Origin of the sequence: Phytobacter ursingii, from assembly GCF_001022135.1 — a bacterium.
Classification (GTDB): Bacteria; Pseudomonadota; Gammaproteobacteria; order Enterobacterales; family Enterobacteriaceae; genus Phytobacter; species Phytobacter ursingii.
In genome coordinates this window covers 1174633-1197391 of sequence record NZ_CP011602.1, presented here as the reverse complement: position 1 = coordinate 1197391, position 22759 = coordinate 1174633, and the positions used below count along the sequence as shown (strand labels likewise).

General features: G+C 50.3%; 20 protein-coding genes and 2 pseudogenes. 15 read left to right on the top strand and 7 right to left on the bottom strand.

Annotated elements, in window-relative coordinates; translation table 11 throughout:
* Positions 1–67: 67 nt before the first annotated feature.
* From AB182_RS09085 to AB182_RS09075, 3 genes are all read right to left on the bottom strand, one after another.
* A complete protein-coding gene (locus AB182_RS09085) occupies positions 68–787 on the bottom strand; it encodes an RNA polymerase sigma factor FliA (RefSeq protein WP_041852034.1) in 720 nt (239 codons plus the stop codon).
* Between the two features lie 197 nt (positions 788–984).
* The gene (locus AB182_RS09080; protein ID WP_047369796.1) at positions 985–4422 is read right to left on the bottom strand and encodes an O-linked N-acetylglucosamine transferase family protein; all 3438 of its coding nucleotides are present in this window, start codon (positions 4420–4422) and stop codon (positions 985–987) included.
* Between the two features lie 183 nt (positions 4423–4605).
* The gene (locus AB182_RS09075; protein ID WP_047369795.1) at positions 4606–5574 is read right to left on the bottom strand and encodes an IS110 family RNA-guided transposase; all 969 of its coding nucleotides are present in this window, start codon (positions 5572–5574) and stop codon (positions 4606–4608) included.
* 188 nt (positions 5575–5762) lie between these two features.
* On the opposite strand from AB182_RS09075, the pseudogene AB182_RS09070 reads away from it, so the two are divergent.
* From AB182_RS09070 to AB182_RS09050, 5 genes and pseudogenes are all read left to right on the top strand, one after another.
* Positions 5763–6097 (top strand): annotated as a pseudogene (locus AB182_RS09070) (transposase); the annotation flags it as partial.
* A gap of 34 nt (positions 6098–6131) precedes the next feature.
* Complete coding sequence (gene tnpA, locus AB182_RS09065) at positions 6132–6536, top strand: IS66-like element accessory protein TnpA (protein ID WP_000839182.1); 405 nt, start codon at positions 6132–6134, stop codon at positions 6534–6536.
* Positions 6533–6880 carry an IS66 family insertion sequence element accessory protein TnpB gene (tnpB, locus tag AB182_RS09060; protein WP_000612626.1) on the top strand — a complete coding sequence of 116 codons (348 nt, stop codon included), beginning with the start codon at positions 6533–6535 and terminating at the stop codon, positions 6878–6880. Before tnpA (AB182_RS09065) ends, tnpB begins: the two co-directional genes overlap by 4 nt.
* A gap of 48 nt (positions 6881–6928) precedes the next feature.
* A complete protein-coding gene (tnpC, locus tag AB182_RS09055) occupies positions 6929–8467 on the top strand; it encodes an IS66 family transposase (protein ID WP_008786790.1) in 1539 nt (512 codons plus the stop codon).
* 38 nt (positions 8468–8505) lie between these two features.
* Positions 8506–9357, top strand: a pseudogene (locus tag AB182_RS09050) (IS3 family transposase); the annotation flags it as partial.
* A 241-nt stretch (positions 9358–9598) separates the two neighbouring features.
* Here the strand turns inward: AB182_RS09050 and AB182_RS09045 are convergent.
* Positions 9599–10453, bottom strand: a complete 855-nt coding sequence (locus AB182_RS09045; RefSeq protein WP_047369792.1) for a flagellin N-terminal helical domain-containing protein — start codon at positions 10451–10453, stop codon at positions 9599–9601.
* Between the two features lie 334 nt (positions 10454–10787).
* Here AB182_RS09045 and fliD point away from each other — a divergent pair, with 334 nt between their 5' ends.
* The 4 genes from fliD (at position 10788) to amyA (ending at position 14560) form a co-directional block, all read left to right on the top strand.
* Positions 10788–12224 carry a flagellar filament capping protein FliD gene (fliD, locus tag AB182_RS09040; RefSeq protein ID WP_047369791.1) on the top strand — a complete coding sequence of 479 codons (1437 nt, stop codon included), beginning with the start codon at positions 10788–10790 and terminating at the stop codon, positions 12222–12224.
* 9 nt (positions 12225–12233) lie between these two features.
* A complete protein-coding gene (gene fliS / locus AB182_RS09035) occupies positions 12234–12644 on the top strand; it encodes a flagellar export chaperone FliS (RefSeq protein WP_047369790.1) in 411 nt (136 codons plus the stop codon).
* The gene (gene fliT, locus AB182_RS09030; RefSeq protein WP_047369789.1) at positions 12644–13006 is read left to right on the top strand and encodes a flagella biosynthesis regulatory protein FliT; all 363 of its coding nucleotides are present in this window, start codon (positions 12644–12646) and stop codon (positions 13004–13006) included. The genes fliS and fliT overlap by 1 nt, the downstream gene beginning before the upstream one ends.
* 66 nt (positions 13007–13072) lie before the next feature.
* Positions 13073–14560 carry an alpha-amylase gene (gene amyA, locus AB182_RS09025; RefSeq protein WP_047369788.1) on the top strand — a complete coding sequence of 496 codons (1488 nt, stop codon included), beginning with the start codon at positions 13073–13075 and terminating at the stop codon, positions 14558–14560.
* Positions 14561–14599: 39 nt separating this feature from the next.
* Here the strand turns inward: amyA and yedD are convergent, their stop codons facing one another.
* Positions 14600–15013: a lipoprotein YedD gene (gene yedD, locus AB182_RS09020; RefSeq protein WP_047369787.1), complete on the bottom strand. Its 414-nt coding sequence runs from the start codon at positions 15011–15013 to the stop codon at positions 14600–14602.
* Positions 15014–15202: 189 nt separating this feature from the next.
* On the opposite strand from yedD, the gene yedE reads away from it, so the two are divergent.
* A complete protein-coding gene (gene yedE / locus AB182_RS09015) occupies positions 15203–16408 on the top strand; it encodes a selenium metabolism membrane protein YedE/FdhT (RefSeq protein ID WP_047369786.1) in 1206 nt (401 codons plus the stop codon).
* Positions 16405–16635, top strand: a complete 231-nt coding sequence (yedF, locus tag AB182_RS09010; protein WP_047369785.1) for a sulfurtransferase-like selenium metabolism protein YedF — start codon at positions 16405–16407, stop codon at positions 16633–16635. Before yedE ends, yedF begins: the two co-directional genes overlap by 4 nt.
* A gap of 163 nt (positions 16636–16798) precedes the next feature.
* Here yedF and tnpA (AB182_RS09005) read toward each other — a convergent pair whose 3' ends face one another.
* Both tnpA (AB182_RS09005) and fliE read right to left on the bottom strand, forming a co-directional pair.
* Positions 16799–17257, bottom strand: coding sequence for an IS200/IS605 family transposase (gene tnpA, locus AB182_RS09005; RefSeq protein ID WP_038918153.1), 459 nt, complete (start codon positions 17255–17257; stop codon positions 16799–16801).
* 181 nt (positions 17258–17438) lie between these two features.
* Positions 17439–17759 (bottom strand): flagellar hook-basal body complex protein FliE, encoded by a 321-nt coding sequence (gene fliE, locus AB182_RS09000; RefSeq protein WP_047369784.1) that lies wholly within the window; start codon positions 17757–17759, stop codon positions 17439–17441.
* A 227-nt stretch (positions 17760–17986) separates the two neighbouring features.
* Here fliE and fliF point away from each other — a divergent pair, with 227 nt between their 5' ends.
* Genes fliF through fliI form a run of 4 tightly spaced genes read left to right on the top strand, consistent with a single transcriptional unit; the run spans position 17987 to position 22742 of the window.
* The gene (gene fliF / locus AB182_RS08995) at positions 17987–19678 is read left to right on the top strand and encodes a flagellar basal-body MS-ring/collar protein FliF (protein ID WP_047369783.1); all 1692 of its coding nucleotides are present in this window, start codon (positions 17987–17989) and stop codon (positions 19676–19678) included.
* Positions 19668–20675: a flagellar motor switch protein FliG gene (gene fliG / locus AB182_RS08990; protein WP_047369782.1), complete on the top strand. Its 1008-nt coding sequence runs from the start codon at positions 19668–19670 to the stop codon at positions 20673–20675. Before fliF ends, fliG begins: the two co-directional genes overlap by 11 nt.
* Positions 20668–21372 (top strand): flagellar assembly protein FliH, encoded by a 705-nt coding sequence (gene fliH, locus AB182_RS08985; protein WP_047369781.1) that lies wholly within the window; start codon positions 20668–20670, stop codon positions 21370–21372. The genes fliG and fliH overlap by 8 nt, the downstream gene beginning before the upstream one ends.
* A complete protein-coding gene (gene fliI, locus AB182_RS08980; protein WP_047369780.1) occupies positions 21372–22742 on the top strand; it encodes a flagellar protein export ATPase FliI in 1371 nt (456 codons plus the stop codon). Before fliH ends, fliI begins: the two co-directional genes overlap by 1 nt.
* Positions 22743–22759 lie beyond the last annotated feature (17 nt).

The following is a 22759-nucleotide window of genomic DNA, read 5'->3' as shown; positions in this document are numbered from 1 at the left end:
ACTCCTGGTTGTCAATGCGTTGTGCGGCATTTTTCAGGGGCGATCCAGTACGGATAGTCTCACCAACCTATAACTTACCCAGCTTTGTACGTAAGCGCTTAATAGCCTGGCTATGCAATTGGCTAACCCGAGATTCTCCGACGTCAAGAACAGCGCCAATCTCTTTGAGATTAAGCTCTTCCTGATAATAAAGCGTCAGAACCAGTTGTTCGCGCTCCGGTAAGGATTCAATCGCTTCCATTACACGGTGACGCAAATTACTTTCCATTAACTGGAATAACGGGTTTTCCTGTTGATGATCGTCAGTCACAACTTCGATACTGTCACCGTGCTCTTCTCGCCATTCGTCATAGGAGAAAAGCTGGCTATTGTTGGTATCAAGCAGCATCTGACGGTATTCTTCAACCGGAACACCGAGGCGTTGTGCGACTTCTGTTTCGGTCGCATTACGTCCCAGCTCTTGCTCAAGTTGCCCCATAGCCTGTGCTACTTCGCGAGCGTTACGCCGGACACTGCGCGGTACCCAATCACGGCTGCGCAATTCATCCAGCATGGCCCCACGAATGCGCTGCACTGCGTAAGTGGTAAATGCCGTTCCTTGCAGAGCGTCGTATCGGTCAACTGCATTCAGTAACCCGATCCCGCCCGCCTGTAGCAGATCGTCCAGTTCCACACTCGCCGGCAAACGCACCTGCAGGCGCAATGCTTCGTGACGCACCAAAGGTACATAACGCTGCCACAGCGAGTGTTTATCCATTACACCTTCAGCGGTATACAGTGAATTCACGATAAACAGCCCTGCGTTAGTTTGAGTTATCGGCATGATTATCCGATTCTGTAGCACTTTTAATCGGATGAATAGTGGGTGAAATGGGGGGTTATTTGCAGGGTTGCTACAACAACCCATTCAGACAACGCTGGCATCATGGTGCCAGCGTTGTCAACCGCGCATATTAGAATAAAAAAACGAGCATTAACAAAATGTTAAAAATCAGGAGCATCGCCAATTGAGAAACTTTCCGCCTTTTTGCCTTCGCAATACCTTTTCCAGCAGGTTCTAAACATTTTTTCAACTAATGCGCCAATTTGCTGCTGAGTATCTACTTTAATACTCATACGTGAACGTAGCTCCTGCCGAATCTGATTTAACTCATATTTTTTTTCAGCCCACTGAACAGCGATATTAATATAATCATCTATATTGTCAGCGACAAATTGTGGTAAATTCACAGAGTACATAATTGCTGCTCCTTGTCTGGACACTAGTGTTTCTCCGGCAAATGAAACAGTTGGTACCCCCATCCAAGCAGCATGACTTGTTACAGTTCCTCCAGTAAAGGGGAAAGTATCCAGTAAAAGGTCAATGTCATGATGATAAGCGAGATAGGTATCCATATCCACCATTTCGCGTAATTCGAAGCGATCTACGTCAACTCCGCGACTAGTAAATTGCTGTTTAACATTTTCCCAAACTACTTTGGGCATATTTCCGATAATCATCCGGGAATTCGGCACTAATTTGAGGACTGAAGTCCAAGCATCAAATACCTGTTCGTTAAGTTTATTTGCTCTATTGAAACTGCCGAAAGTAACGTGACCATTATACAATGCAGGTAGACTATTAACCTCCGTATTATTTTCATTTGCCATTTGGTCAAATATTTTTGGCAGAAACATATAAATAAGTTTTTCCGTAAACTGCTTTTCCAATTCAAGTGATTTTTTCACTGGAAAAATAGTCGCATAGTAATCTATTACATCCAAACCGGTAGTTGCATGATAACCAATCCATGAGATCTGAATAGGTGCAGGTTTCAGTGCAAACACAGGCAACCGATTATCACTTGTATAGCCTGATAAGTCGACCAATATATCAATCTCATCTAGCTTTATCATCTCTGCCATTTCACGATCACTCATATGGCGAACGTTACGCCAATGATCAGCAGTTGCTTTAAAGCGTTCAGTACCTTCGTTTTCGTGGTGAGCTGGAATATTGCTATATGCGTAAAGTTCCAGATTACTGTGATCAAGAGAATGCCAGATCGGTGAAAAGAAAAAACTTACAGGATGGCGATCACGGAAATCACCCGAAACAAAACCAATACGTAATCTCCTTTCAGGATCTTTATTTTTTACGATAAAACCAGAGAAACGCTGTTTTTGTGCCCATTTTTTGACACCACGTCCATATTCATAATGAATATCTAGTATATCTTTTACACTAGTTTTAGCACTATGTGAAAGAATAAAAGCAAGCCCACTCATGAGACTGTAATCAGTTTCTTTATTCTTTATCCCCTTACGGATAAACTCAATACCTTCATCTGTTTTCGCCTGTTCACATAGTGTCCCTCCAAGTAAAGTCACAATAAGTTTACTTTCTGGGACCAATTTATATGCTTCACGGGCACAATATTCACTATCCTCAAATCTCTTAAAATCGTAATGAATTGATGCCAGTAAATACCACTCTGGGGAGCTTTTTTTATTGCAACGAAGGATAGCATTTGCGAAACGCCAAGCTTGCCAATGGTACTTACAAGACAAAAATGCAAACGCTAATTCAGAATAGAGAAATACACTTGTCGAGTGATATGATAGCGCTCTTGAGAGCTTAATCAATGCAATATCGTAGTCCCCGATCCGTCTAGCCAAAGTGTAAAGATAATACTCTGTTGCGCCTGTATTAATGCTTCCATCTAAATACTCACAGGCTATTTCATATGCCTTTCTATATTCTCCATGCAATGTCAACTTGTAAATAGTATTCTTTTGTTCTTCCGTCAACTCGACATCCTCGTCAACGAACTTAATAACACTTTTTGTTTTGTCTGCCATTTTTTGCTTCCGATCCATAAAACCGAATGCACTTTCATCGCAAGAATATAGAAATAATGAACTAGCTAAATTAAAGATACTTTCTTGTGGACAATTACGTATCATATCCTGTAAAAAATGTTTCCAACCTATGCCACCAGCATTAAGTAATCCTTTGCAATGCAAAGAATATAGAACAGTCCAACTTTCAGTATTAACAATGAGGTTATTTTTTAATTGTTTACGCTCTAACTCATTAATTTCCACCCTCTCTCCCCAGCCGTTAATAATCCACTCAAGATCAGGATTAATGTCAAGTTGACAATGAACCGATTGAAGGACATGAACCTCAACATTATTGGCCGTGCTGTACTCATCTTTTTCCTTAGTATAATGTAGCCCAGGAAGACGTTTTAAAAATAGTGCACGTAAAGATTCCTCTACTACAGCAGCAGTATCTTTAATGTCTTTATATCCAATGAGCTCACAATGAAATACCAACTGTTCAAAACTTAGACTTCTCGGCCAAGCATCACCAAGAATATCGAGAATTTGTAACGTTGTTTCATCAGCCGTTGAAACTTTTATCCCATCATTTCCTGCTAGTACAGTAGACACATTATGTGTATTATTTAATATCCGACGAAAAGATCCTGCGAAACGCATGTTTTTAAGATTACTTAACTCAGGCAATATAGAAATCATATCTATATGCTTTTTGTGTGTCAGCAAACTAAAACGCCCCATACGGTTAGTCAATAAATCAAGGTATTGTTGGTGGAGAATTTTTTGTCTGTTCTCATCAAACGTGTTGTGGAGATCTGCCACTTGATGTCCATAGCTTTCCGATAATTCTGAAGCAGCGTCGAGATCACCGATGTAGCAAAGCCCTGCACTATTAATTCGAGCATTAAATTCAATAAGGTACTCACCTTCATTTGATGTTTCTAGATAATGATGAGAAAAAAGCACATCCGAGATTTTTTCACTTTTAGCCTGCTCAAGGCGAATTCCTAAAGAATCGGACGTAACAGATAAACTCATTAGCATTAATTTAGCCCTTGCTAATTGCAAATCTGAAGAAGAAGCCTCTCCACTATATATCTGAAGTGCATCACGTAATTTATCTAAATGCGCGGAGCCCGGTAAACACGTCCAATGAAACGCAATGACGCCATTATCAGATAACAATCCACTTAAATGTTGAAGCAAGGCAGATGTCACCTCCTGATTCAACAATGAAAAAGGATTCTGTAAGACAATATAATCCCAGCAATTATCTTGTAAGTTTAAAATTTCTTCGATTGATAGGTAATAAAACTCCAAGTTTTCCGGTATGTAGGCATTCGAGGGCTTTTGCCGTTCGTCCTGAACCTCAGTAATAAGATTAACCCCGACTACACGCGCAAAAGGGCATGAGGTCGCTATTGCCAAAAGTGTCTCTTCCTCGTCACACCCTAAAACTAAAATTCGGGAATATTTGATAAGTGAGGACTCAAAACCATAGAACCAACAAGCAGCATGTAGAAGGCTTGGAGTCCAAGGGAGTCCTGTCTTATTCGAAATCGCTGTTTTTTGGTTAAGATAATTGTGTGTATTCATGGCTGATATAAACTCATTTTATGTGATATCACACTTAATATTATACCTTCTGCTACTTATCACAATTTCGTAAATTAATAGCTTAATATGTGGCTAATTCTCGCTTAGAAAACTTGGACTGACCCCGCCCCGGTAGACGATCCTGCTCTATAGTTTGAGCATAGCAACTGTCCTCGAACCCGATTACGAAGCATGTTGGTGATACAACGGATCCCATGCTTCATTATTTTTCAGCATTGCGTTAAGGATGGTCAGTAGTTTTCTGATGCAGGCGGTCAGTGCAACCTTTTTTGGTTTTCCTGCGGCAACGAGGCGTGTATAGAATTCTTTAATTACTGGGTTGTGCCTCGTCCCGACCAGTGCGGACATATAGAGAGCTGTTCGGACGGAGGCTCGCCCTCCAAATACCGTTCGGCGACCGCGCATTGTGCCGGAATCTCTGTTTACTGGAGCAACCCCAATAAGCGCACTAATTTCACGTCGTGACAACGTTCCAAGCTCCGGAACCTCAGCCAGCAGCACGGCAACAGTCGCTGCACCAACACCTTTAACGGCGCTCAATAATGCAGATAATTCACTGAAATTTTTCGAAATATAGGCTGACATTTCAGCTTCTATACGAGCCATTTCACTTTTTAATACCGAAATAATAAATCTGATACTTTCGTGATTCTGAGGATGCGATGGATGCAATCTGTTTCGCTCAGCTGTAAGCATTATCGTTAATTGTCGGCGTCTGACCACCATTGCTGCCAGCAACTGCCTGTGAGCATCAGGTAAGGGACGAATATATTTTTCCCGCTCAGGATGCTGGTTAATAACTTTTGCCATTTGTAGCAGGACTCTGGCATCTATTTGGTCGGTCTTAGCCAGATAGCCCATTGCGCGGGCAAAATCTCGCGCCTGTCGGGGATTGATAACAACCACATCAAAACCTTCAGACTGAAGATAGCCAGCCACACCAGACTCAAGTCCCCCGGTGGCTTCCATCAGGATCAGTTGAGTTTCATTTCGCTTTAACTCTTTGAGTATCTGATTAAAACCGCCATCTTCATTTGGCACAGTGAATGACTGGGCAATATTGCTGATTGCAATATCCAGAGTGCTTTTCGAAACATCAATGCCTGCACAACGTTGATTTGACACGCTCATCTATACCCCTCCTTGCAAATACGATTTGAAGTTCAGACAACTGTTCGGGCTTCAGATGAACGACTCAGCCTGTGCGTCAGTCGCTATGCTGCGGGCTTGAATAACCCCAGGAGGAATCGGACTACACGGGCTTTGCCAAATCTAAGCCAGAACATAGTAATCCACTTTCAAGATACAAGGAGGAGCGTATGGGCACACCACGATTTACACCTGAATTTAAGGAAGAAGCCATCCGTCAGATAACGGAACGCGGATATTCCGTTACCGAAGTATCCGACCGTCTGGGCGTTTCTGCACACAGCCTCTACAAGTGGCTACGGGCTATCAAGCCTGATAACAGCGAACAGCAGGCCCGGGATTTACTGGAAGCCAAAAGCGAGATCCTGAAACTACGGGCGCAGCTAAAACGCACCGAAGAAGAACGGGATATCCTGAAAAAGGCCGCGCGGTACTTTGCAAGGGAGCCCGACTGAAGTGTAAGCGTCGTCTCAGCACCGTCTGGCAGATCCTGATATTCCTGAGAGGATAGTGGACACCAAATATGGTGGACGCTATCCATGAAATCATTAACCGCAGTGCGTAAAAAAAGCCCTAATTATCCCGTTGAGTTCAAAATCAAAATGGTTGAACTCTCGCATCGACCAGAGATCTCCGTAGCGCAACTCGCTCGTGAGCATGGGATCAACGATAATTTGCTGTTCAAGTGGCGCCAGTACTGGCGCGAAGGAAAACTACGTCCTCCTTCAACAACAGAAAACAACGTGCCTGAGCTGCTCCCGATAACACTTGATACCGAAGATGTTGTCCCTGCAACCTCCCCCCGGTCACAACCTGTAGCTGCTGCGGCACCTGAATCACTCAATATCAGCTGTGAAGTGACGTTCCGGCACGGATCACTCCGTCTGAATGGTGCCATCAGCGAAAATATCCTGAACCTGCTGATACGGGAGCTCAAACGTTGATCCCATTACCATCAGGGACAAAGATCTGGCTGGTCGCTGGCATCACCGATATGAGAAACGGCTTCAACGGCCTGGCGGCAAAGGTGCAGACGACGCTGAAAGACGATCCGATGTCAGGTCACGTTTTTATCTTCCGTGGGCGTAATGGCAGTCAGGTAAAGCTCCTCTGGTCTACCGGCGATGGACTGTGTCTGCTGACCAAACGGCTGGAGCGCGGCCGCTTCGCCTGGCCGTCAGCCCGGGATGGCAAAGTGTTCCTCACACCGGCACAGCTGGCGATGCTCCTTGAAGGTATCGACTGGCGGCAGCCTAAAAGACTGCTTACGTCACTGACTATGTTGTAGGCCTCTTTATCCTGGTCGACGCTGAATGAGCCTGGTAATATACCCGGTATGAACAGCTTACTTCCTGACGATATCGATGAACTGAAACGTCTCCTTGCCGAACAGGAGGCGCTGAACCGTGCCCTTCTGGAAAAGCTGAACGAGCGTGAACGCGAAATAGATCACCTGCAGGCGCAACTGGATAAGCTGCGCCGGATGAACTTCGGCAGCCGCTCCGAAAAAGTCTCCCGCCGTATCGCGCAGATGGAAGCCGACCTTAAGCAGTTGCAGAAAGAAAGCGATACCCTTACCGGCCGGGTGGATGACCCGGCCGTGCAGCGCCCGCTGCGGCAGACCCGTACCCGCAAACCGTTCCCTGAATCACTTCCCCGTGACGAAAAACGGCTGCTGCCGGCAGCGTCATGCTGCCCGGAATGTGGTGGCGCGCTGAGTTACCTGGGTGAAGATGCCGCCGAACAGCTGGAGCTGATGCGCAGCGCCTTCCGGGTTATCCGGACAGTACGTGAAAAGCATGCCTGTACTCAGTGCGATGCCATCGTGCAGGCCCCCGCGCCTTCACGTCCCATCGAGCGGGGTATCGCCGGACCGGGGCTGCTGGCCCGCGTGCTGAGTTCAAAGTATGCAGAACATACCCCGCTGTACCGGCAGTCAGAAATATACAGCCGCCAGGGTGTGGAGCTGAGCCGCTCACTGCTGTCGGGCTGGGTGGATGCATGCTGCCGGCTGCTGTCACCGCTGGAAGAGGCGCTTCAGGGCTATGTCCTGACCGACGGTAAACTCCATGCCGATGACACCCCGGTCCAGGTGCTGCTGCCGGGCAATAAGAAGACGAAGACCGGGCGGTTGTGGACGTATGTTCGTGATGACCGCAACGCTGGATCAGCAGTCGCGCCGGCGGTGTGGTTCGCTTACAGCCCGGACAGAAAAGGCATCCACCCTCAGACCCATCTTGCAGGGTTCAGTGGTGTGCTGCAGGCCGATGCGTACGCCGGGTTCAACGAGCTGTACCGCGATGGCCAGATAACGGAAGCCGCCTGCTGGGCTCACGCCCGCCGTAAAATCCACGATGTGCACGTCCGCACACCGTCGGCGCTGACGGATGAAGCCCTGAAGCGTATCGGCGAGCTGTATGCCGTTGAAGCGGAGATAAGGGGAATGCCGGCGAAGCGACGCCTTGCAGAACGTCAGCAAAAAGCTAAACCGCGGCTGAAATCCCTGGAAAGCTGGCTGCGTGAAAAGGTGAAAACGCTGTCGCGACACTCAGAACTGGCGAAAGCGTTCACGTACGTACTGAACCAGTGGCCGGCGCTGGCTTACTATACTGACGACGGCTGGGCCGAGGCAGATAACAACATAGCTGAGAATGCGCTACGGATGGTCAGCCTGGGCCGCAAAAACTACCTGTTCTTCGGTTCGGATCATGGAGGAGAGCGGGGAGCGCTGCTGTACAGCCTGATCGGGACATGCAAACTGAACGGAGTGGAGCCAGAAAGCTACCTCCGTCACGTCCTTAACGTCATAGCGGACTGGCCGATAAACCGGGTCAGCGAACTACTCCCCTGGCGCGTAGCACTGCCAACTGAATAACACATCCCCGTCAATACGGTTCTCGCTGCACGCTTACACTGAAGTACCGCTTTATCAATGAGCACCGCACTGTATGGGGTGTGATGACGATGTGTCGGGTACTGAATGTCGCCCGGGCCGGGTTCTATGCGTGGCTGCACAACCCTGTCTCGGCGCGTGATAAAGATAACCAGCGCCTGCTGATACTTATCCGCGACTCATATTCCCTGAGGGGAGGAGTATACGGTTACCGGCGGGTTCATGGCGATCTGAACGAAATCGGGGAAACCTGCGGTAAAAACCGGGTGGGTCGCATCATGCAACTGAACCGGATTAAAGCTGTACACGGCTATAAAGCGCCACGTCGTATCGCCGGCAGACCTTCAGTGGTTGCTCCTAATCGCGTGCAGCGGCAGTTCACCGTTCTCCGGGCCAATCAGGTCTGGGTCACCGACATTACTTATATCCGCACCTGGCAGGGATGGTTGTATCTGGCGGTGGTTATCGATCTCTTCGCCCGTAACGTGGTTGGCTGGTCGATGAAACCCACTCTCTCACGCGAACTGGCGCTCGACGCGCTGATGATGGCGGTCTGGCGCCGAAAACCGGACGGCGAGGTCATCGTACACAGCGATCATAGTCAGTACGGCAGTGACGACTGGCAGCGCTTCTGCCGGGCCAATAACCTGGCACCGAGCATGAGCCGGCGTGGCAACTGCCAGGATAATGCGGTGGCCGAATCGTTCTTTAGTTCACTGAAAAAAGAACGCATCAGGAAGCGAATATACAAAACCCGGGATCTGGCCCGGGCGGATATCTTCGATTACATTGAAGTGTTCTACAACCGGGCCCGGCGTCACAGCCATCCCGGCGGCGTCAGTCCGGAGGCCTTCGAACAGGCCTCGTCGTGAGGACAGGAAATGTCTACTGTTGTGGGGTCAGTCCAGTATTTCCGGATTCTTACACAGCCACTGGATCGGTCAACCGATCCTTAACTGATCGGCATTACAGCCTAGCTGGGGGTTTTCTTTAGACAAGAAAACGGCTTCCTGTTATGGAAGCCGTTATAGTGTCGCAGTTTGAGGGTCGATCAACCAAGCCTTAATTAATCGGCATCGAGCCCTAAGGCTGGTTTTAATAAATTGATACTGTTTAACGTAACAGAGACAGTACTGTCTGCGGAACTTGGTTCGCCTGAGCCAGTACAGAAGTACCTGCCTGCTGCAGAATTTGCGCACGGCTCATGTTAGAGACTTCGGTCGCGTAGTCAGCATCCTGAATACGAGACTGTGCTGCGGACAGGTTAGTCACGGTGTTATTCAAATTAGAGATGGTAGATTCGAAACGGTTCTGGATGGCACCCAAGTCAGAACGTTGGTTATCCACAGCTTTTAGAGCACCATCAATTTTAGCCAAAACATCACTTGCCAAGACATCAATACCAGACTGACTTACTGTGCGTGCTGTTACATTACCACCTAATGTCCCAGCCGACCCCGCTGCCTTCAAGTTCCAACCGGAATTATTATTGATGGTGATGTCAATTTTCTCACTATCATTCGATCCAACTTGAATACTGATAGTACCAGCAGAGTTCAATACTTTCAGCCCATTGAACTGAGTCTGGCTTGCAACACGGCTGATCTCGTCCAGACGCTGGTTAACTTCAGACTGGATGGAGTCGATGTCGGAACCGGAGTTGGTACCGTTCTGAGCCTGAACTGCCAGCTCACGGATACGCTGCAAGTTATTGTTGATTTCGTTCAGAGAACCTTCAGCGGTCTGAGCTATAGAAATACCGTCGTTCGCGTTACGAGCAGCCTGAGTAAGGCCTTTGATGTTAGAAGTGAAACGGTTAGAAATTGCCTGACCAGCCGCATCATCTTTTGCGCTGTTGATACGCAGACCGGAGGACAGACGCTCAATAGCAGTGCCCAGCGCAGACTGAGATTTGTTCAGGTTGTTCTGAGTAGTCAGTGACAACAGGTTAGTATTGATAACTGCCATAATTACTTTCCTTCAAAAATTGATTTAGGGTCGGTGCCTAACACTTACGGCGTCTCTCACCGTCAACAAGGGTATCGGCGCATCTGCGAAGGACTTTAGAAATAATCGATAAAAAATTTTATCTCATTGTTTTTAAATGATTTAAATTTCTTAAAGCGTCTTTTTAGCTCAAAAAATCGCCTTTCCGCTACTGTTTTTATCTTCTACAATCCTCTTATTTACCCCTAACTGCTCCCGCTTTTCTGTCGATTATTTTTTCATACGGTGTGTAAACTTTTTGCTCGAGTTGCCGATAGAGAGTCAAGTTACACACAAGACGCAAAGGAAAACAGACATGGCTTCTATTAGTAACCTTGGTGTAGGTTCCGGTCTGGATCTAACCACGTTGTACAACAACCTGGAAACAGCTGAAAACACCAAGCTGACAACGATTACCAACCAGAAGACCACATATACCGCTCAATTAAGTGCGTATGGTAAGTTGCAAAGTGCCTTAACCAGCCTTCAAACCGCGACAGCGGCGCTGGGTAAAGCAGCTACATGGAACTCAACAACCGTTAATAGTACGAACACCTCATTCTCTGCAGCCACGACCAGTGATGCAACGGTAGGGGATTATACTGTTAACGTTAGTCAGGTGGCGAAAGCGCAAGTACTGATGTCCTCCAGTATTCCCAGCAACACTACGCAGCTTGGCGGAACGACAACTGACAACACGCGTACCATTACCATTACCCAGGCGGGGACAAAAACGCCGCTGACGGTGCAATTGGCAGATTCGGATACATCATTGACCGGTATCGCTAATGCCATCAATAAAGCAGGCGGTAACGTCAGCGCAACAGTTATGAAGGCAACGGATGGCGACTATCGCCTGATGCTGACCTCAAAATCGACCGGTACCGATTATGACATGACGGTCACTGTAACGGGCGATGATACCCTGCAGCAGAAGATTGGCCATGACAGCACAAGTAGCGCCCTTGCCGTGCAGACAGCCTCTCAGAATGCGAAGGTCTCCATCAATAATGTGGCGATTGAACGCGACAGCAACACCATTACTGATGCATTGCCCGGTGTGACGCTGACGCTCAAATCAAAAAGTACGGCAGATGAAACGCTAAGTATTGGCCGTGCAACAGACGCTAACACCACGGCTATCAATAACTGGGTGACCGCCTATAACTCACTGCAATCCACTATCGCTAGCGTAACGAAATATGTTGCTGTGGATGCAGGCGCTGATAGCCAGTCCTCCAGTAACGGCGCGCTGCTGGGCGATTCGAACGTACGTTCGATTCAGTCTCAACTGCGTTCGCTGCTGACTGATGTACAAAGCCAAAGCGGAAATTACAAGATACTGGCTCAGCTTGGGATTACCCAAAACCCGGTAACCGGCTCCGATGGCTCGACCGGTACATTAACGGTGGATTCGACCAAGTTATCGAAAGCGCTAACCGACAACCCGGAATCGGTTCAGGCCTATTTTATTGGTGACGGTACTAAGACCGGTTTAGCGACCAAGATGAACAATACCCTGACAACGATGCTGAGCACCGCGACAGGTAGTACGGGCGTTATCCAGAACGCGCAGGACGGTATTAACAAGACCATTAAGACCCTTGATCAGCGTTATACCGATATGGAAGCAACGATTGAAGCAACCATGGCCCGTTACAAGTCGCAGTTTACTGCGCTCGACACAATGGTCAGTAAATTGAACAGTACCGCAGCTTACTTAACACAGCAGTTTAGTTCTTCACGCAGTTAAGGATTTGATATGTATAGTCAAAGTGGTGCTAGTTCTTATCAAAAAGTTGGGCTGGAAAGCGCGGTAATGAGCGCAAGCCCGCATCAGCTTATTGTCATGCTTTTTGACGGGGCACACAGTGCCCTTGTCAGGGCACGGCTGTTCCTCGAACAAGGGGATTTGGTGTCTAAAGGCCAGGCACTTTCACATGCTATCATCATTATAGATAACGGTCTCAAGGCAGGGCTGGACATGGATGTTGAGGGTGAGCTCCCTCGAAATATGGCATCGCTTTACGACTATATGGTGCGCCGTTTGTTACAGTCAAACCTGCATAACGACGTGGAAGGCATCATTGAGGTAGAGAGACTGCTGAACAATATCGCCGATGCGTGGAAACAAATTAACACATCGGCTTCTACTCATCAGGACATGCGTTGATGACTAACTTCATCCCATCTCTTACCGACTGGCATGCGTTGCATGCTCTGAGCATCACCATGCTAAATCTCGCCCATTCAGGTAAATGGGATGAATTGATTGAACAGGAAGTCAACTACGTACAGCTTGTAGAGAGTATTGCCCGCAACCCGATTTCACCAGGCAACAAACTGCAAAATCAGCAGGCTAAAGAGCTGCTGGGGATGGTGTTGTCAAATGAAGCTGAGCTCAAGGTGCTGTTACAGCAGCGCATGGAAGAGCTGCGCCACCTGATTGATAAAACAGGTAAGCAACAGTCTCTGACCTCAGCTTATGGTAATTTGTCTGGTAAAATCTTGTTCCCAAATAATTTAAATCAGTAACCACCAATCCTATGGTTTTCTTCCATACTCCAGAAGTCCAATGACGCGACTTCTGGAGCAAGGAAGATGAAAAACCCCACTTTATTGCAGACCTTTCACTGGTATTACCCCGACGGCGGCAAGCTGTGGCCCGAACTTCAGGCCCGTGCTGCCAGCCTCAATGATCTTGGCATCAACATGGTCTGGTTACCGCCCGCGTATAAAGGCGCGTCCGGCGGCTATTCTGTGGGATATGACACGTATGATCTCTTTGATTTAGGTGAATTTGATCAAAAAGGATCCGTGGCCACAAAATATGGCGACAAGGATCAGCTTCATGCCGCTATCGACGCGCTGCACAGCCACGGTATTGCTGTTCTCCTGGACGTGGTGGTGAACCATAAAATGGGCGCCGATGAAAAAGAGGCGATTCGCGTTAATCGAGTGAACGAGCAAGACCGGACACAAATTGATGACACAGTGCTGGAATGCGAAGCCTGGACACGCTACACCTTCCCTGCCCGTCAGGGTAAATATTCAAAATTTATCTGGGATTACAAATGTTTTAGCGGTATCGATCATATTGAAAATCCCGCCGAAGACGGCGTGTTTAAAATCATCAATGATTACACTGGCGAAGGCTGGAACGATCAGGTGGATGACGAGATGGGTAACTTCGATTACCTGATGGGAGCGAATATCGATTTTCGTAACCACGCGGTGACCGAAGAGATCAAATACTGGGCGCGCTGGGTGATGGACCAGACTCACTGTGACGGTTTTCGCCTTGATGCCGTGAAACATATTCCCGCATGGTTCTATAAAGAATGGATAGAGCATGTCCAGGATGTGGCGCCTGAGCCGTTATTTATCGTCGCCGAATACTGGTCTCACGACGTGGATAAACTGCAGCAGTACATTGGCCAGGTCGAGGGCAAGACTATGTTGTTCGACGCACCGCTGCATATGAATTTTCATGAAGCCTCAAAACAGGGGCGCGACTATGATATGAGCCAAATTTTTACCGGCACGCTGGTAGAAGCTGACCCGTTCCATGCCGTGACGCTGGTCGCCAACCATGACACACAGCCGCTCCAGGCACTGGAGGCACCGGTAGAAGCCTGGTTTAAACCGCTGGCCTATGCGCTCATTCTGCTGCGGGAAAATGGCGTACCGTCTGTGTTCTACCCGGATCTGTTCGGCGCAAGTTATGAAGATACCGGCGGCGATGGTGAAACATACCATGTCGATATGCCGGTTATCGACAAGCTGGACCGGCTTATCCTTGCCCGCCAGCGCTTTGCCCATGGGGTGCAGACGCTCTGGTTCGATCACCCTAACTGTATCGCTTTTAGCCGTAGCGGGACGCAAGACAATCCTGGCTGTGTGGTCGTCATGTCAAACGGTGACGACGGCGAGAAGACGTTGAATCTCGGTGTTAACTACGGCAATAAAGTGTGGCGTGATTATCTGGGGGACTACCAGGAGAGCGTCACCACCGATGAAAACGGTGAAGGCACGTTTTATTGCCATGGCGGGAGTGTCAGCGTCTGGGTACAGGAAGAGGTGCTGTGATGATTGCGCTGAGCGAACGGACTCGCTCAGCGCCGTTGTTCAGGGTTTCACGCCAATAACGGTTTTCTTCGCCAGCGCCTGCGTACACTCAACGGTCGGCTTATCAACCCGGCGCAAGGTCATGCCGTCATAGTCAAGTTGATTACCGTCGCGCTCAAGGCGATAGATATCGCGCTGCTGCGTCACGTTATACCAGTCATCTCCCCTGGGCATCAGCTTGCCCGGTACCGCAATCACGCGTTGCCACTGACGGCAATCCAGCGTATCCCCTTCTGGCGTAATGATTAGCGAGGCAATAGCCTCAGGGCTGACCAGTTTACTTTGCGGTCCCACCGTCTGCCAGTTGCCCGCCAGCCCTTCCGGGGCCGGGTGCTTGACCACCGAGGTAAAATCATCCACCTGCACGCAACCACTCAGTGCCAGCATTGCGCCAATAATCAGTTGTTTTTTCATTATCTTTCCTGCTTTTTGCGACAGAATGAGTGTGGCACTAAACGCCTGCGGCCACCAGGGTTTCATCATACCAGACCCGATTTTTGACTGAGTACAGGTTTCCAGTTATTAAACACAGCTAATATGCACGTCCCGGGCACAGTCCGGTTCATTTTTCGTTGGCACCTTCTGAGTTCAGAGGCTAATACCATGTCATGGCAACACATTAAAACGACCTTCCTGATTAAATTCTGGTCGCCTGTTCCGGCGGTTATCGCAGCGGGAATTCTTTCCACCTACTATTTCGGCATTACCGGCACCTTCTGGGCGGTAACGGGGGAATTTACCCGTTGGGGCGGGCAACTGCTGCAACTGGCAGGGGTACACGCCGAAGAGTGGGGATACTTTAAACTCATTCATCTTGATGGCACACCGCTGACCCGAATAGACGGCATGATGATTATCGGTATGTTTGGCGGTTGTTTTGCCGCAGCATTATGGGCAAACAACGTGAAACTCCGTCTGCCGCAGCATCGCATCCGCATTGTCCAGGCGGTCATCGGCGGGATTATCGCCGGATTTGGCGCGCGTCTGGCAATGGGCTGTAACCTGGCAGCCTTCTTTACCGGCATTCCGCAGTTCTCGCTACACGCCTGGTTTTTTGCCGTCGCTACCGCCATCGGTTCATGGCTGGGTGCCCGCTTTACGCTCCTCCCCCTTTTCCGCATACCGGTAAAAATGCAGAAAGTCTCAGCGGCGTCGCCACTGACACAAAACGCGGACCAGGCGCGTCGGCGCTTCCGTCTGGGGATGCTGATATTTGCCGGGATGATTGGCTGGGCGCTGCTGACGGCGATGAACCAGCCGAAGCTGGGGCTGGCGATGTTGTTCGGCGTAGGCTTTGGTTTGCTGATTGAACGTGCGCAGATCTGTTTCACCTCCGCCTTCCGCGATATGTGGATAACGGGCCGTACGTTAATGGCAAAAGCGATTATTTTCGGCATGGCGGCCAGCGCGATCGGTATTTTCAGTTACATACAGTTGGGTGTGGAAGCCAAAATCATGTGGGCAGGCCCGAATGCTGTTCTCGGTGGCTTGCTTTTTGGCTTTGGCATTGTGCTGGCCGGCGGTTGTGAGACCGGCTGGATGTATCGTGCCGTTGAAGGGCAGGTACATTACTGGTGGGTCGGTCTGGGTAACGTTATTGGTTCAACTCTGCTGGCTTACTTCTGGGATGACATCTCCCCTGCGCTCGCCACAAACTGGGATAAAGTCAACCTGTTGAAAACCTTTGGGCCGCTCGGCGGATTGCTGGTGACGTATGCCCTGCTGCTTATCGCCCTGCTCTTTGTCATTGGCTGGGAAAAACAATTTTTCCGCCGCGCATCGCGGGCGGCAATTAAGGAGACCGCATGAACATCGTACCCGATTACCGTCTGGATATGACGGGTGAACCCTGCCCCTACCCGGCAGTAGCGACGCTGGAGGCACTGCCGCAGTTAAAAAAAGGCGAAATTCTGGAAGTCATCAGCGACTGCCCGCAGTCAATCAATAACATTCCTGTCGATGCGCGAAACCATGGCTATACGGTGCTGGACATCCAGCAGGATGGGCCAACGATTCGTTATATGATTCAGAAATAGGGAAAAGGCGGCTAAAGGATGGCTCACCGGCACTCTTTACATGAAGTTCGGTGAAATAAATATCCTCCGGCATAGCCGGAGGTTTTTCGGATGCGCCTATAAGGCTCTGTTACCAGCCGCGCCCTAACAGGCGCATACGATCTGACATTTGCATCAAACTTCGTTACTTACGGCCCGTAAACGGGCTACCCGGATAAGGGATCGACAACTGCTCGCCCATTTTATCCTCTTCAAGCTGGTGCTTTATGTATTCTTGTATCTTCGCCGTGTTCTTCCCTACCGTGTCTACGTAGTATCCCCGGCACCAGAACTCCCTGTTCCTGTATTTGAATTTCAGATCGCCAAACTGCTCATAAAGCATCAGACTGCTTTTCCCTTTCAGATATCCCATAAAGCCGGATACGCTCATTTTGGGCGGGATTTCCACAAGCATATGGATATGATCTGCGCAGCATTCAGCTTCCAGGATCCGTACATTTTTCCACTCACACAGCTTTCTTAAAATGCTCCCTATCGCAAGACGTTTCTCTCCATAGAACGCTTGTCTTCGGTATTTTGGCGCAAAAACTATGTGATATTTACAGTTCCATCGGGTGTGCGCTAAGCTCTTTTCGTCCCCCATTGGGACCCCCTTTTGATTTCTTGTTGAACTTTTGCAGTTGCCAGACCGCAAGGTGTTTTAACAAATCAAAAGGGGTTTTAATAACTGGCTTAAAGCTGAAAGCTTTCCGGAACCCCCAGCCTAGCTGGGGGTTTTCTATAGACAAAAAGTGGCAGCTCCGGACGGGGCTGCCAGCAAAAAACTAAACCTGCATATTCATGATGTCCTGGTAAGCCGTTACAAGCTTGTTACGCACCTGGACACCCATTTGCAGGGAAATGGATGATTTCTGTAAGTCGGTCATTACGTCATTCAACGCCACGCCCGGTTCGCCAAGGGTGAATTTCTCAGCCTGTGTACGCGCCGTGTTCTGCGTATCGCTGATTCGATCCAGCGCGGCATGCAGCTGCCCGGCAAAACTCACCGTCTGAACGCTGTCAGCGTTATCAACGCTTTGATTTTTCGCCAGACTTGCGGTCGCCTGCAGTTGGCTGATAACGCTTTCTATACCCTGAATTGCCATGGATTATCCCCGGATGGTTTGATACACGGATAAGGTTACCAGTTCGTCAATAAGATAATGGCGGTAAATAACGATAAAAAACCAGGTTATTTGAGGCATAGAAAATTCTGAATCATCAAATAATGGCATAGCCATATTAATGGACAAATGTCGAGTTTGCCGATCCGGGAGTCTGTTTTGTTTCACTACTCAAATAACAACATCCACCCTGAGTTACGAGGTGCGCAATGAGTGCGACTGCAACTTCTGCACCACAGAATAAATCTCTGGAGTGGCTCAACCGCTTGCGCGCGAACCCCAAGATCCCATTAATGGTGGCGGCGGCTGCAGCCGTTGCTATCGTCGTCGCCATGGTACTGTGGGCAAAAAGCCCGGACTACCGCACCCTTTATAGCAACCTCTCCGACCAGGACGGCGGGGCTATCGTTACCCAATTAACGCAAATGAACATTCCTTACCGTTTCTCTGAGAACGGTGGGGCTCTTGAAGTTCCTGCAGATAAAGTTCATGAGCTGCGCCTGCGCCTCGCGCAACAGGGTCTGCCGAAAGGCGGTGCTGTCGGTTTCGAATTGCTGGATCAGGAGAAATTTGGCATCAGCCAGTTCAGCGAGCAGGTTAACTACCAGCGCGCGCTGGAAGGCGAACTGGCCCGTACCATTGAAACACTGGGTCCGGTGAAAACCGCGCGTGTCCATCTCGCGATGCCAAAACCGTCTTTATTCGTGCGTGAACAAAAATCGCCGTCTGCCTCGATCACGGTCAACCTTGCACCGGGTCGCGCCATGGATGACGGTCAAATCACAGCAATCGTTCACCTGGTCTCCAGCGCCGTCGCTGGTTTGCCGCCGGGTAATGTGACCGTGGTTGATCAGAGTGGCCGCCTGTTAACGCAGTCCAACACCGCAGGCCGTGACCTCAACGATGCGCAGTTAAAATACGCATCAGATGTCGAAAGTCGCGTACAGCGTCGTATTGAATCCATCCTTGCGCCAATCGTGGGTAACGGTAACGTTCACGCTCAGGTTACCGCGCAGATTGATTTCGCGAACAAAGAACAAACCGAAGAGCAGTACCAGCCAAACGGCGATGCCTCTCAGGCAGTACTGCGTTCTCGCCAGACCAACGAAAGTGAGCAGATTGGCGGAAGTTATCCGGGCGGCGTACCGGGAGCGCTGTCTAACCAGCCTGCCCCGGCCAATGCCGCACCGATCACAACGCCACAGGCGAATCAGCAGAACGGACAGCAAAATCAAACGGGTCAGCAGACGGCCTCTTCGGCTGCAAACAGTGCAGTGCCGCGCAATACCACCCGTAACGAAACGGCGAACTACGAAGTAGACCGCACCATTCGCCACACCAAGATGAATGTCGGCGATATCGAGCGTCTCTCTGTGGCCGTCGTGGTGAACTACCGAACCCTGGCGGATGGCAAGACCGAAGCGCTGACCGCAGACCAGCTTAAGCAAATTGAAGACCTGACCCGCGAAGCCATGGGCTATACCGAAAAACGCGGTGATACCCTGAACGTGGTGAACTCCCCGTTCAACGCAACCGACGACGTGGGTGGTCAACTTCCATTCTGGCAACAGCAGAGCTTCATCGATCAGATGTTGACTGCAGGTCGCTGGCTGCTGGTTCTGATTGTCGCCTGGCTGCTGTGGCGTAAAGCGGTACGTCCGCAGCTGGTTCGCCGTCAGGAAGAGGCGAAAGCGATACAGGAAGCACAGCGTGCCCGTGCTGAAATTGAAGAGTCCGTGGAAGTTCGTCTCAGCAAAGACGAACAACTCCAGCAGCGTCGTAATAATCAGCGTCTGAGTGCCGAGGTGATGAGCCAACGCATTCGTGAGATGTCAGACAACGATCCGCGCGTTGTGGCGCTGGTCATTCGCCAGTGGATGAGTACTGAAAATGAGCAATAATGCAACCGGCCTTACCGGTACCGATAAAAGCGTCATTCTGCTAATGACCATTGGAGAAGATCGCGCAGCGGAAGTGTTCAAGCATCTGTCCCAGCGGGAAGTGCAGCATCTCAGTACCGCTATGGCCAGCATGCGTCAGTTCTCTAATAAGCAATTAGTAGAAGTCCTGCAGGAGTTTGAGGGCGAGGCTGAGCAATTCGCGGCCCTGAATATCAACGCCAACGACTATCTGCGTACGGTACTGGTGAAAGCGCTCGGCGAAGAGCGTGCCGCCAGCCTGCTGGAAGATATTCTCGAAACCCGCGATACCACAAGCGGTATCGAGACGCTCAACTTTATGGAGCCGCAGAGTGCCGCCGACCTTATTCGCGACGAGCACCCACAGATTATCGCTACCATCCTTGTCCACCTCAAACGTGGCCAGGCTGCCGATATTCTTGCCCTGTTTGATGAGCGTCTGCGCCATGACGTCATGTTGCGTATCGCCACGTTTGGTGGCGTACAGCCAGCCGCACTGGCCGAACTGACCGAAGTACTCAACAACCTGCTCGACGGCCAGAACCTCAAGCGCAGCAAAATGGGCGGCGTGAGAACGGCGGCGGAGATCATCAACCTGATGAAAACGCAGCAGGAAGAAGCCGTTATTTCGGCGGTTCGCGAATTCGACGGCGAGCTGGCACAAAAAATTATCGACGAGATGTTCCTGTTCGAAAACCTCGTGGATGTGGACGATCGCAGTATCCAGCGCCTGCTGCAGGAAGTGGATTCCGAATCCCTGCTTATCGCGCTCAAAGGCTCCGAACCGCCGTTGCGCGACAAGTTCCTGCGCAATATGTCCCAGCGTGCGGCGGACATCCTGCGCGACGACCTTGCCAACCGTGGTCCGGTCCGCCTGTCGCAGGTGGAAAACGAGCAGAAAGCCATTCTGCTTATTGTTCGTCGTCTGGCCGAAACCGGCGAGATGGTAATTGGCAGCGGCGAGGATACCTATGTCTAATGAATTGCCGTGGAAGATCTGGACGCCAGAAGATCTTGCTCTACCGGTACCTGAGTTTATCGCCGCGCTGTCCACAAGCGATGAGCCAAATGTAGAGATCGAAGACGAACAATCTGCTGAACAAAAGCGTCAACAGCAGTTAGCACAGATACAGATGCAGGCGCATGAAGCAGGCTATAATGCAGGTCTGGCAGAAGGCAGACAAAAAGGCCAGGAACAAGGTTACCAGGAAGGTCTCTCTCAGGGCTATGAAAATGGTATGAACCAGGCGCGCCAGCAGCAGGCACCTATCCATGCCCGTATGCAACAACTGGTTAGCGAATTTCAGTACACCCTGGATGCGCTGGATAGCGTGATTGCCTCCCGTCTGATGCAGATGGCGCTTGAAGCCGCGCGTCAGGTCATTGGCCAGGCCGCGTGCGTGGATAACGGCGCCCTGATTAAACAGATCCAGACGCTGCTGCAACAAGAACCGCTGTTCAGCGGTAAACCACAGTTACGCGTGCATCCTGATGATTTGCAACGCGTTGAAGAGATGCTTGGCGCAACGCTCAGCCTGCATGGCTGGCGTCTGCGCGGTGATCCGACCCTGCATCCAGGTGGCTGCAAAGTCTCTGCTGATGAGGGCGATCTCGATGCCAGCGTGGCAACGCGCTGGCAGGAACTGTGCCGCCTTGCGGCACCGGGAGTCGTTTAATGACTGCACGTCTGACCCGATGGCTGACTTCGCTCGATAATTTCGAAGCCCGAATGGCGCAACTGCCATCCGTGCGTCGTTATGGTCGTTTGACGCGTGCTACCGGTCTGGTGCTGGAAGCGACAGGTTTGCAACTGCCGCTGGGGGCTACCTGCGTTATTGAACGTCAGGAAAACGGCGAGACCAGAGAAGTCGAAAGCGAAGTTGTCGGCTTTAACGGACAACGCCTGTTCCTGATGCCGCTCGAAGAAGTGGAAGGCATCCTCCCTGGCGCTCGCGTCTATGCGAAAAGTATTCTTGGCGATGGTTTGCAAAGCAGCAAACAACTGCCGCTTGGCCCTACCCTTCTTGGTCGTGTACTGGACGGCAGCGGCAAACCACTCGATGGTATGCCAACACCGGATACCGGTGAAACCGGCGCGCTGATCACCCAACCGTTTAACCCGCTACAACGTACGGCTATCGAGCATGTGCTTGACACTGGCGTGCGAGCCATCAACGCCCTGTTAACGGTAGGCCGCGGCCAGCGCATGGGGCTGTTTGCCGGTTCCGGCGTGGGTAAGAGCGTCTTATTAGGCATGATGGCCCGCTATACCCAGGCTGACGTTATCGTGGTCGGGCTCATCGGTGAGCGTGGTCGTGAAGTAAAAGATTTTATCGAGAATATCCTCGGTGCCGATGGTCGCGCACGTTCGGTTGTGATCGCCGCGCCTGCGGATGTCTCGCCTTTATTACGTATGCAGGGCGCAGCCTACGCCACCCGCATTGCTGAAGATTTTCGCGATCGCGGCCAGCACGTGCTGCTGATTATGGATTCCCTGACGCGTTATGCGATGGCCCAGCGTGAAATCGCGCTGGCGATCGGCGAGCCGCCCGCCACCAAAGGTTATCCCCCCTCCGTTTTTGCCAAATTACCTGCGCTGGTGGAACGTGCAGGCAATGGTATTAGCGGCGGTGGCTCCATTACCGCGTTTTATACCGTGCTGACCGAAGGGGATGACCAACAGGATCCGATTGCCGACTCCGCGCGCGCCATTCTCGATGGACACATTGTCCTGTCCCGTCGGCTGGCAGAGGCAGGACACTATCCTGCCATCGACATCGAAGCGTCTATCAGTCGTGCGATGACGGCCCTGATTACGGAAAAACATTACGCCAGAGTCAGAAATTTCAAACAGTTGTTGTCGAGCTTCCAGCGTAACCGTGATCTGGTGAGCGTTGGCGCCTACGCGCGCGGCAGTGACCCGATGCTGGATAAAGCTATCGCATTGTGGCCGCAGTTAGAGGCTTTTTTACAACAAGGCATTTTCGAACGTGCCGGGTGGGAAGATTCAATACAAGCCCTTGAACTCATTTTCCCGAACGCATAACGCAGTGGGAGAGCGAC

Bases quoted from the DNA above. Each gene is read 5' to 3' on its own strand.
- AB182_RS09080 (WP_047369796.1), bottom strand. From the start codon at position 4,422: ATGAATACACACAATTATCTTAACCAAAAAACAGCGATTTCGAATAAG.
- AB182_RS09075 (WP_047369795.1), bottom strand. From the start codon at position 5,574: ATGAGCGTGTCAAATCAACGTTGTGCAGGCATTGATGTTTCGAAAAGC.
- tnpA (WP_000839182.1), top strand. From the start codon at position 6,132: ATGAAATCATTAACCGCAGTGCGTAAAAAAAGCCCTAATTATCCCGTT.
- tnpC (WP_008786790.1), top strand. From the start codon at position 6,929: ATGAACAGCTTACTTCCTGACGATATCGATGAACTGAAACGTCTCCTT.
- AB182_RS09045 (WP_047369792.1), bottom strand. From the start codon at position 10,453: ATGGCAGTTATCAATACTAACCTGTTGTCACTGACTACTCAGAACAAC.
- fliD (WP_047369791.1), top strand. From the start codon at position 10,788: ATGGCTTCTATTAGTAACCTTGGTGTAGGTTCCGGTCTGGATCTAACC.
- fliS (WP_047369790.1), top strand. From the start codon at position 12,234: ATGTATAGTCAAAGTGGTGCTAGTTCTTATCAAAAAGTTGGGCTGGAA.
- fliT (WP_047369789.1), top strand. From the start codon at position 12,644: ATGACTAACTTCATCCCATCTCTTACCGACTGGCATGCGTTGCATGCT.
- amyA (WP_047369788.1), top strand. From the start codon at position 13,073: ATGAAAAACCCCACTTTATTGCAGACCTTTCACTGGTATTACCCCGAC.
- yedD (WP_047369787.1), bottom strand. From the start codon at position 15,013: ATGAAAAAACAACTGATTATTGGCGCAATGCTGGCACTGAGTGGTTGC.
- yedE (WP_047369786.1), top strand. From the start codon at position 15,203: ATGTCATGGCAACACATTAAAACGACCTTCCTGATTAAATTCTGGTCG.
- yedF (WP_047369785.1), top strand. From the start codon at position 16,405: ATGAACATCGTACCCGATTACCGTCTGGATATGACGGGTGAACCCTGC.
- tnpA (WP_038918153.1), bottom strand. From the start codon at position 17,257: ATGGGGGACGAAAAGAGCTTAGCGCACACCCGATGGAACTGTAAATAT.
- fliE (WP_047369784.1), bottom strand. From the start codon at position 17,759: ATGGCAATTCAGGGTATAGAAAGCGTTATCAGCCAACTGCAGGCGACC.
- fliF (WP_047369783.1), top strand. From the start codon at position 17,987: ATGAGTGCGACTGCAACTTCTGCACCACAGAATAAATCTCTGGAGTGG.
- fliG (WP_047369782.1), top strand. From the start codon at position 19,668: ATGAGCAATAATGCAACCGGCCTTACCGGTACCGATAAAAGCGTCATT.
- fliH (WP_047369781.1), top strand. From the start codon at position 20,668: ATGTCTAATGAATTGCCGTGGAAGATCTGGACGCCAGAAGATCTTGCT.
- fliI (WP_047369780.1), top strand. From the start codon at position 21,372: ATGACTGCACGTCTGACCCGATGGCTGACTTCGCTCGATAATTTCGAA.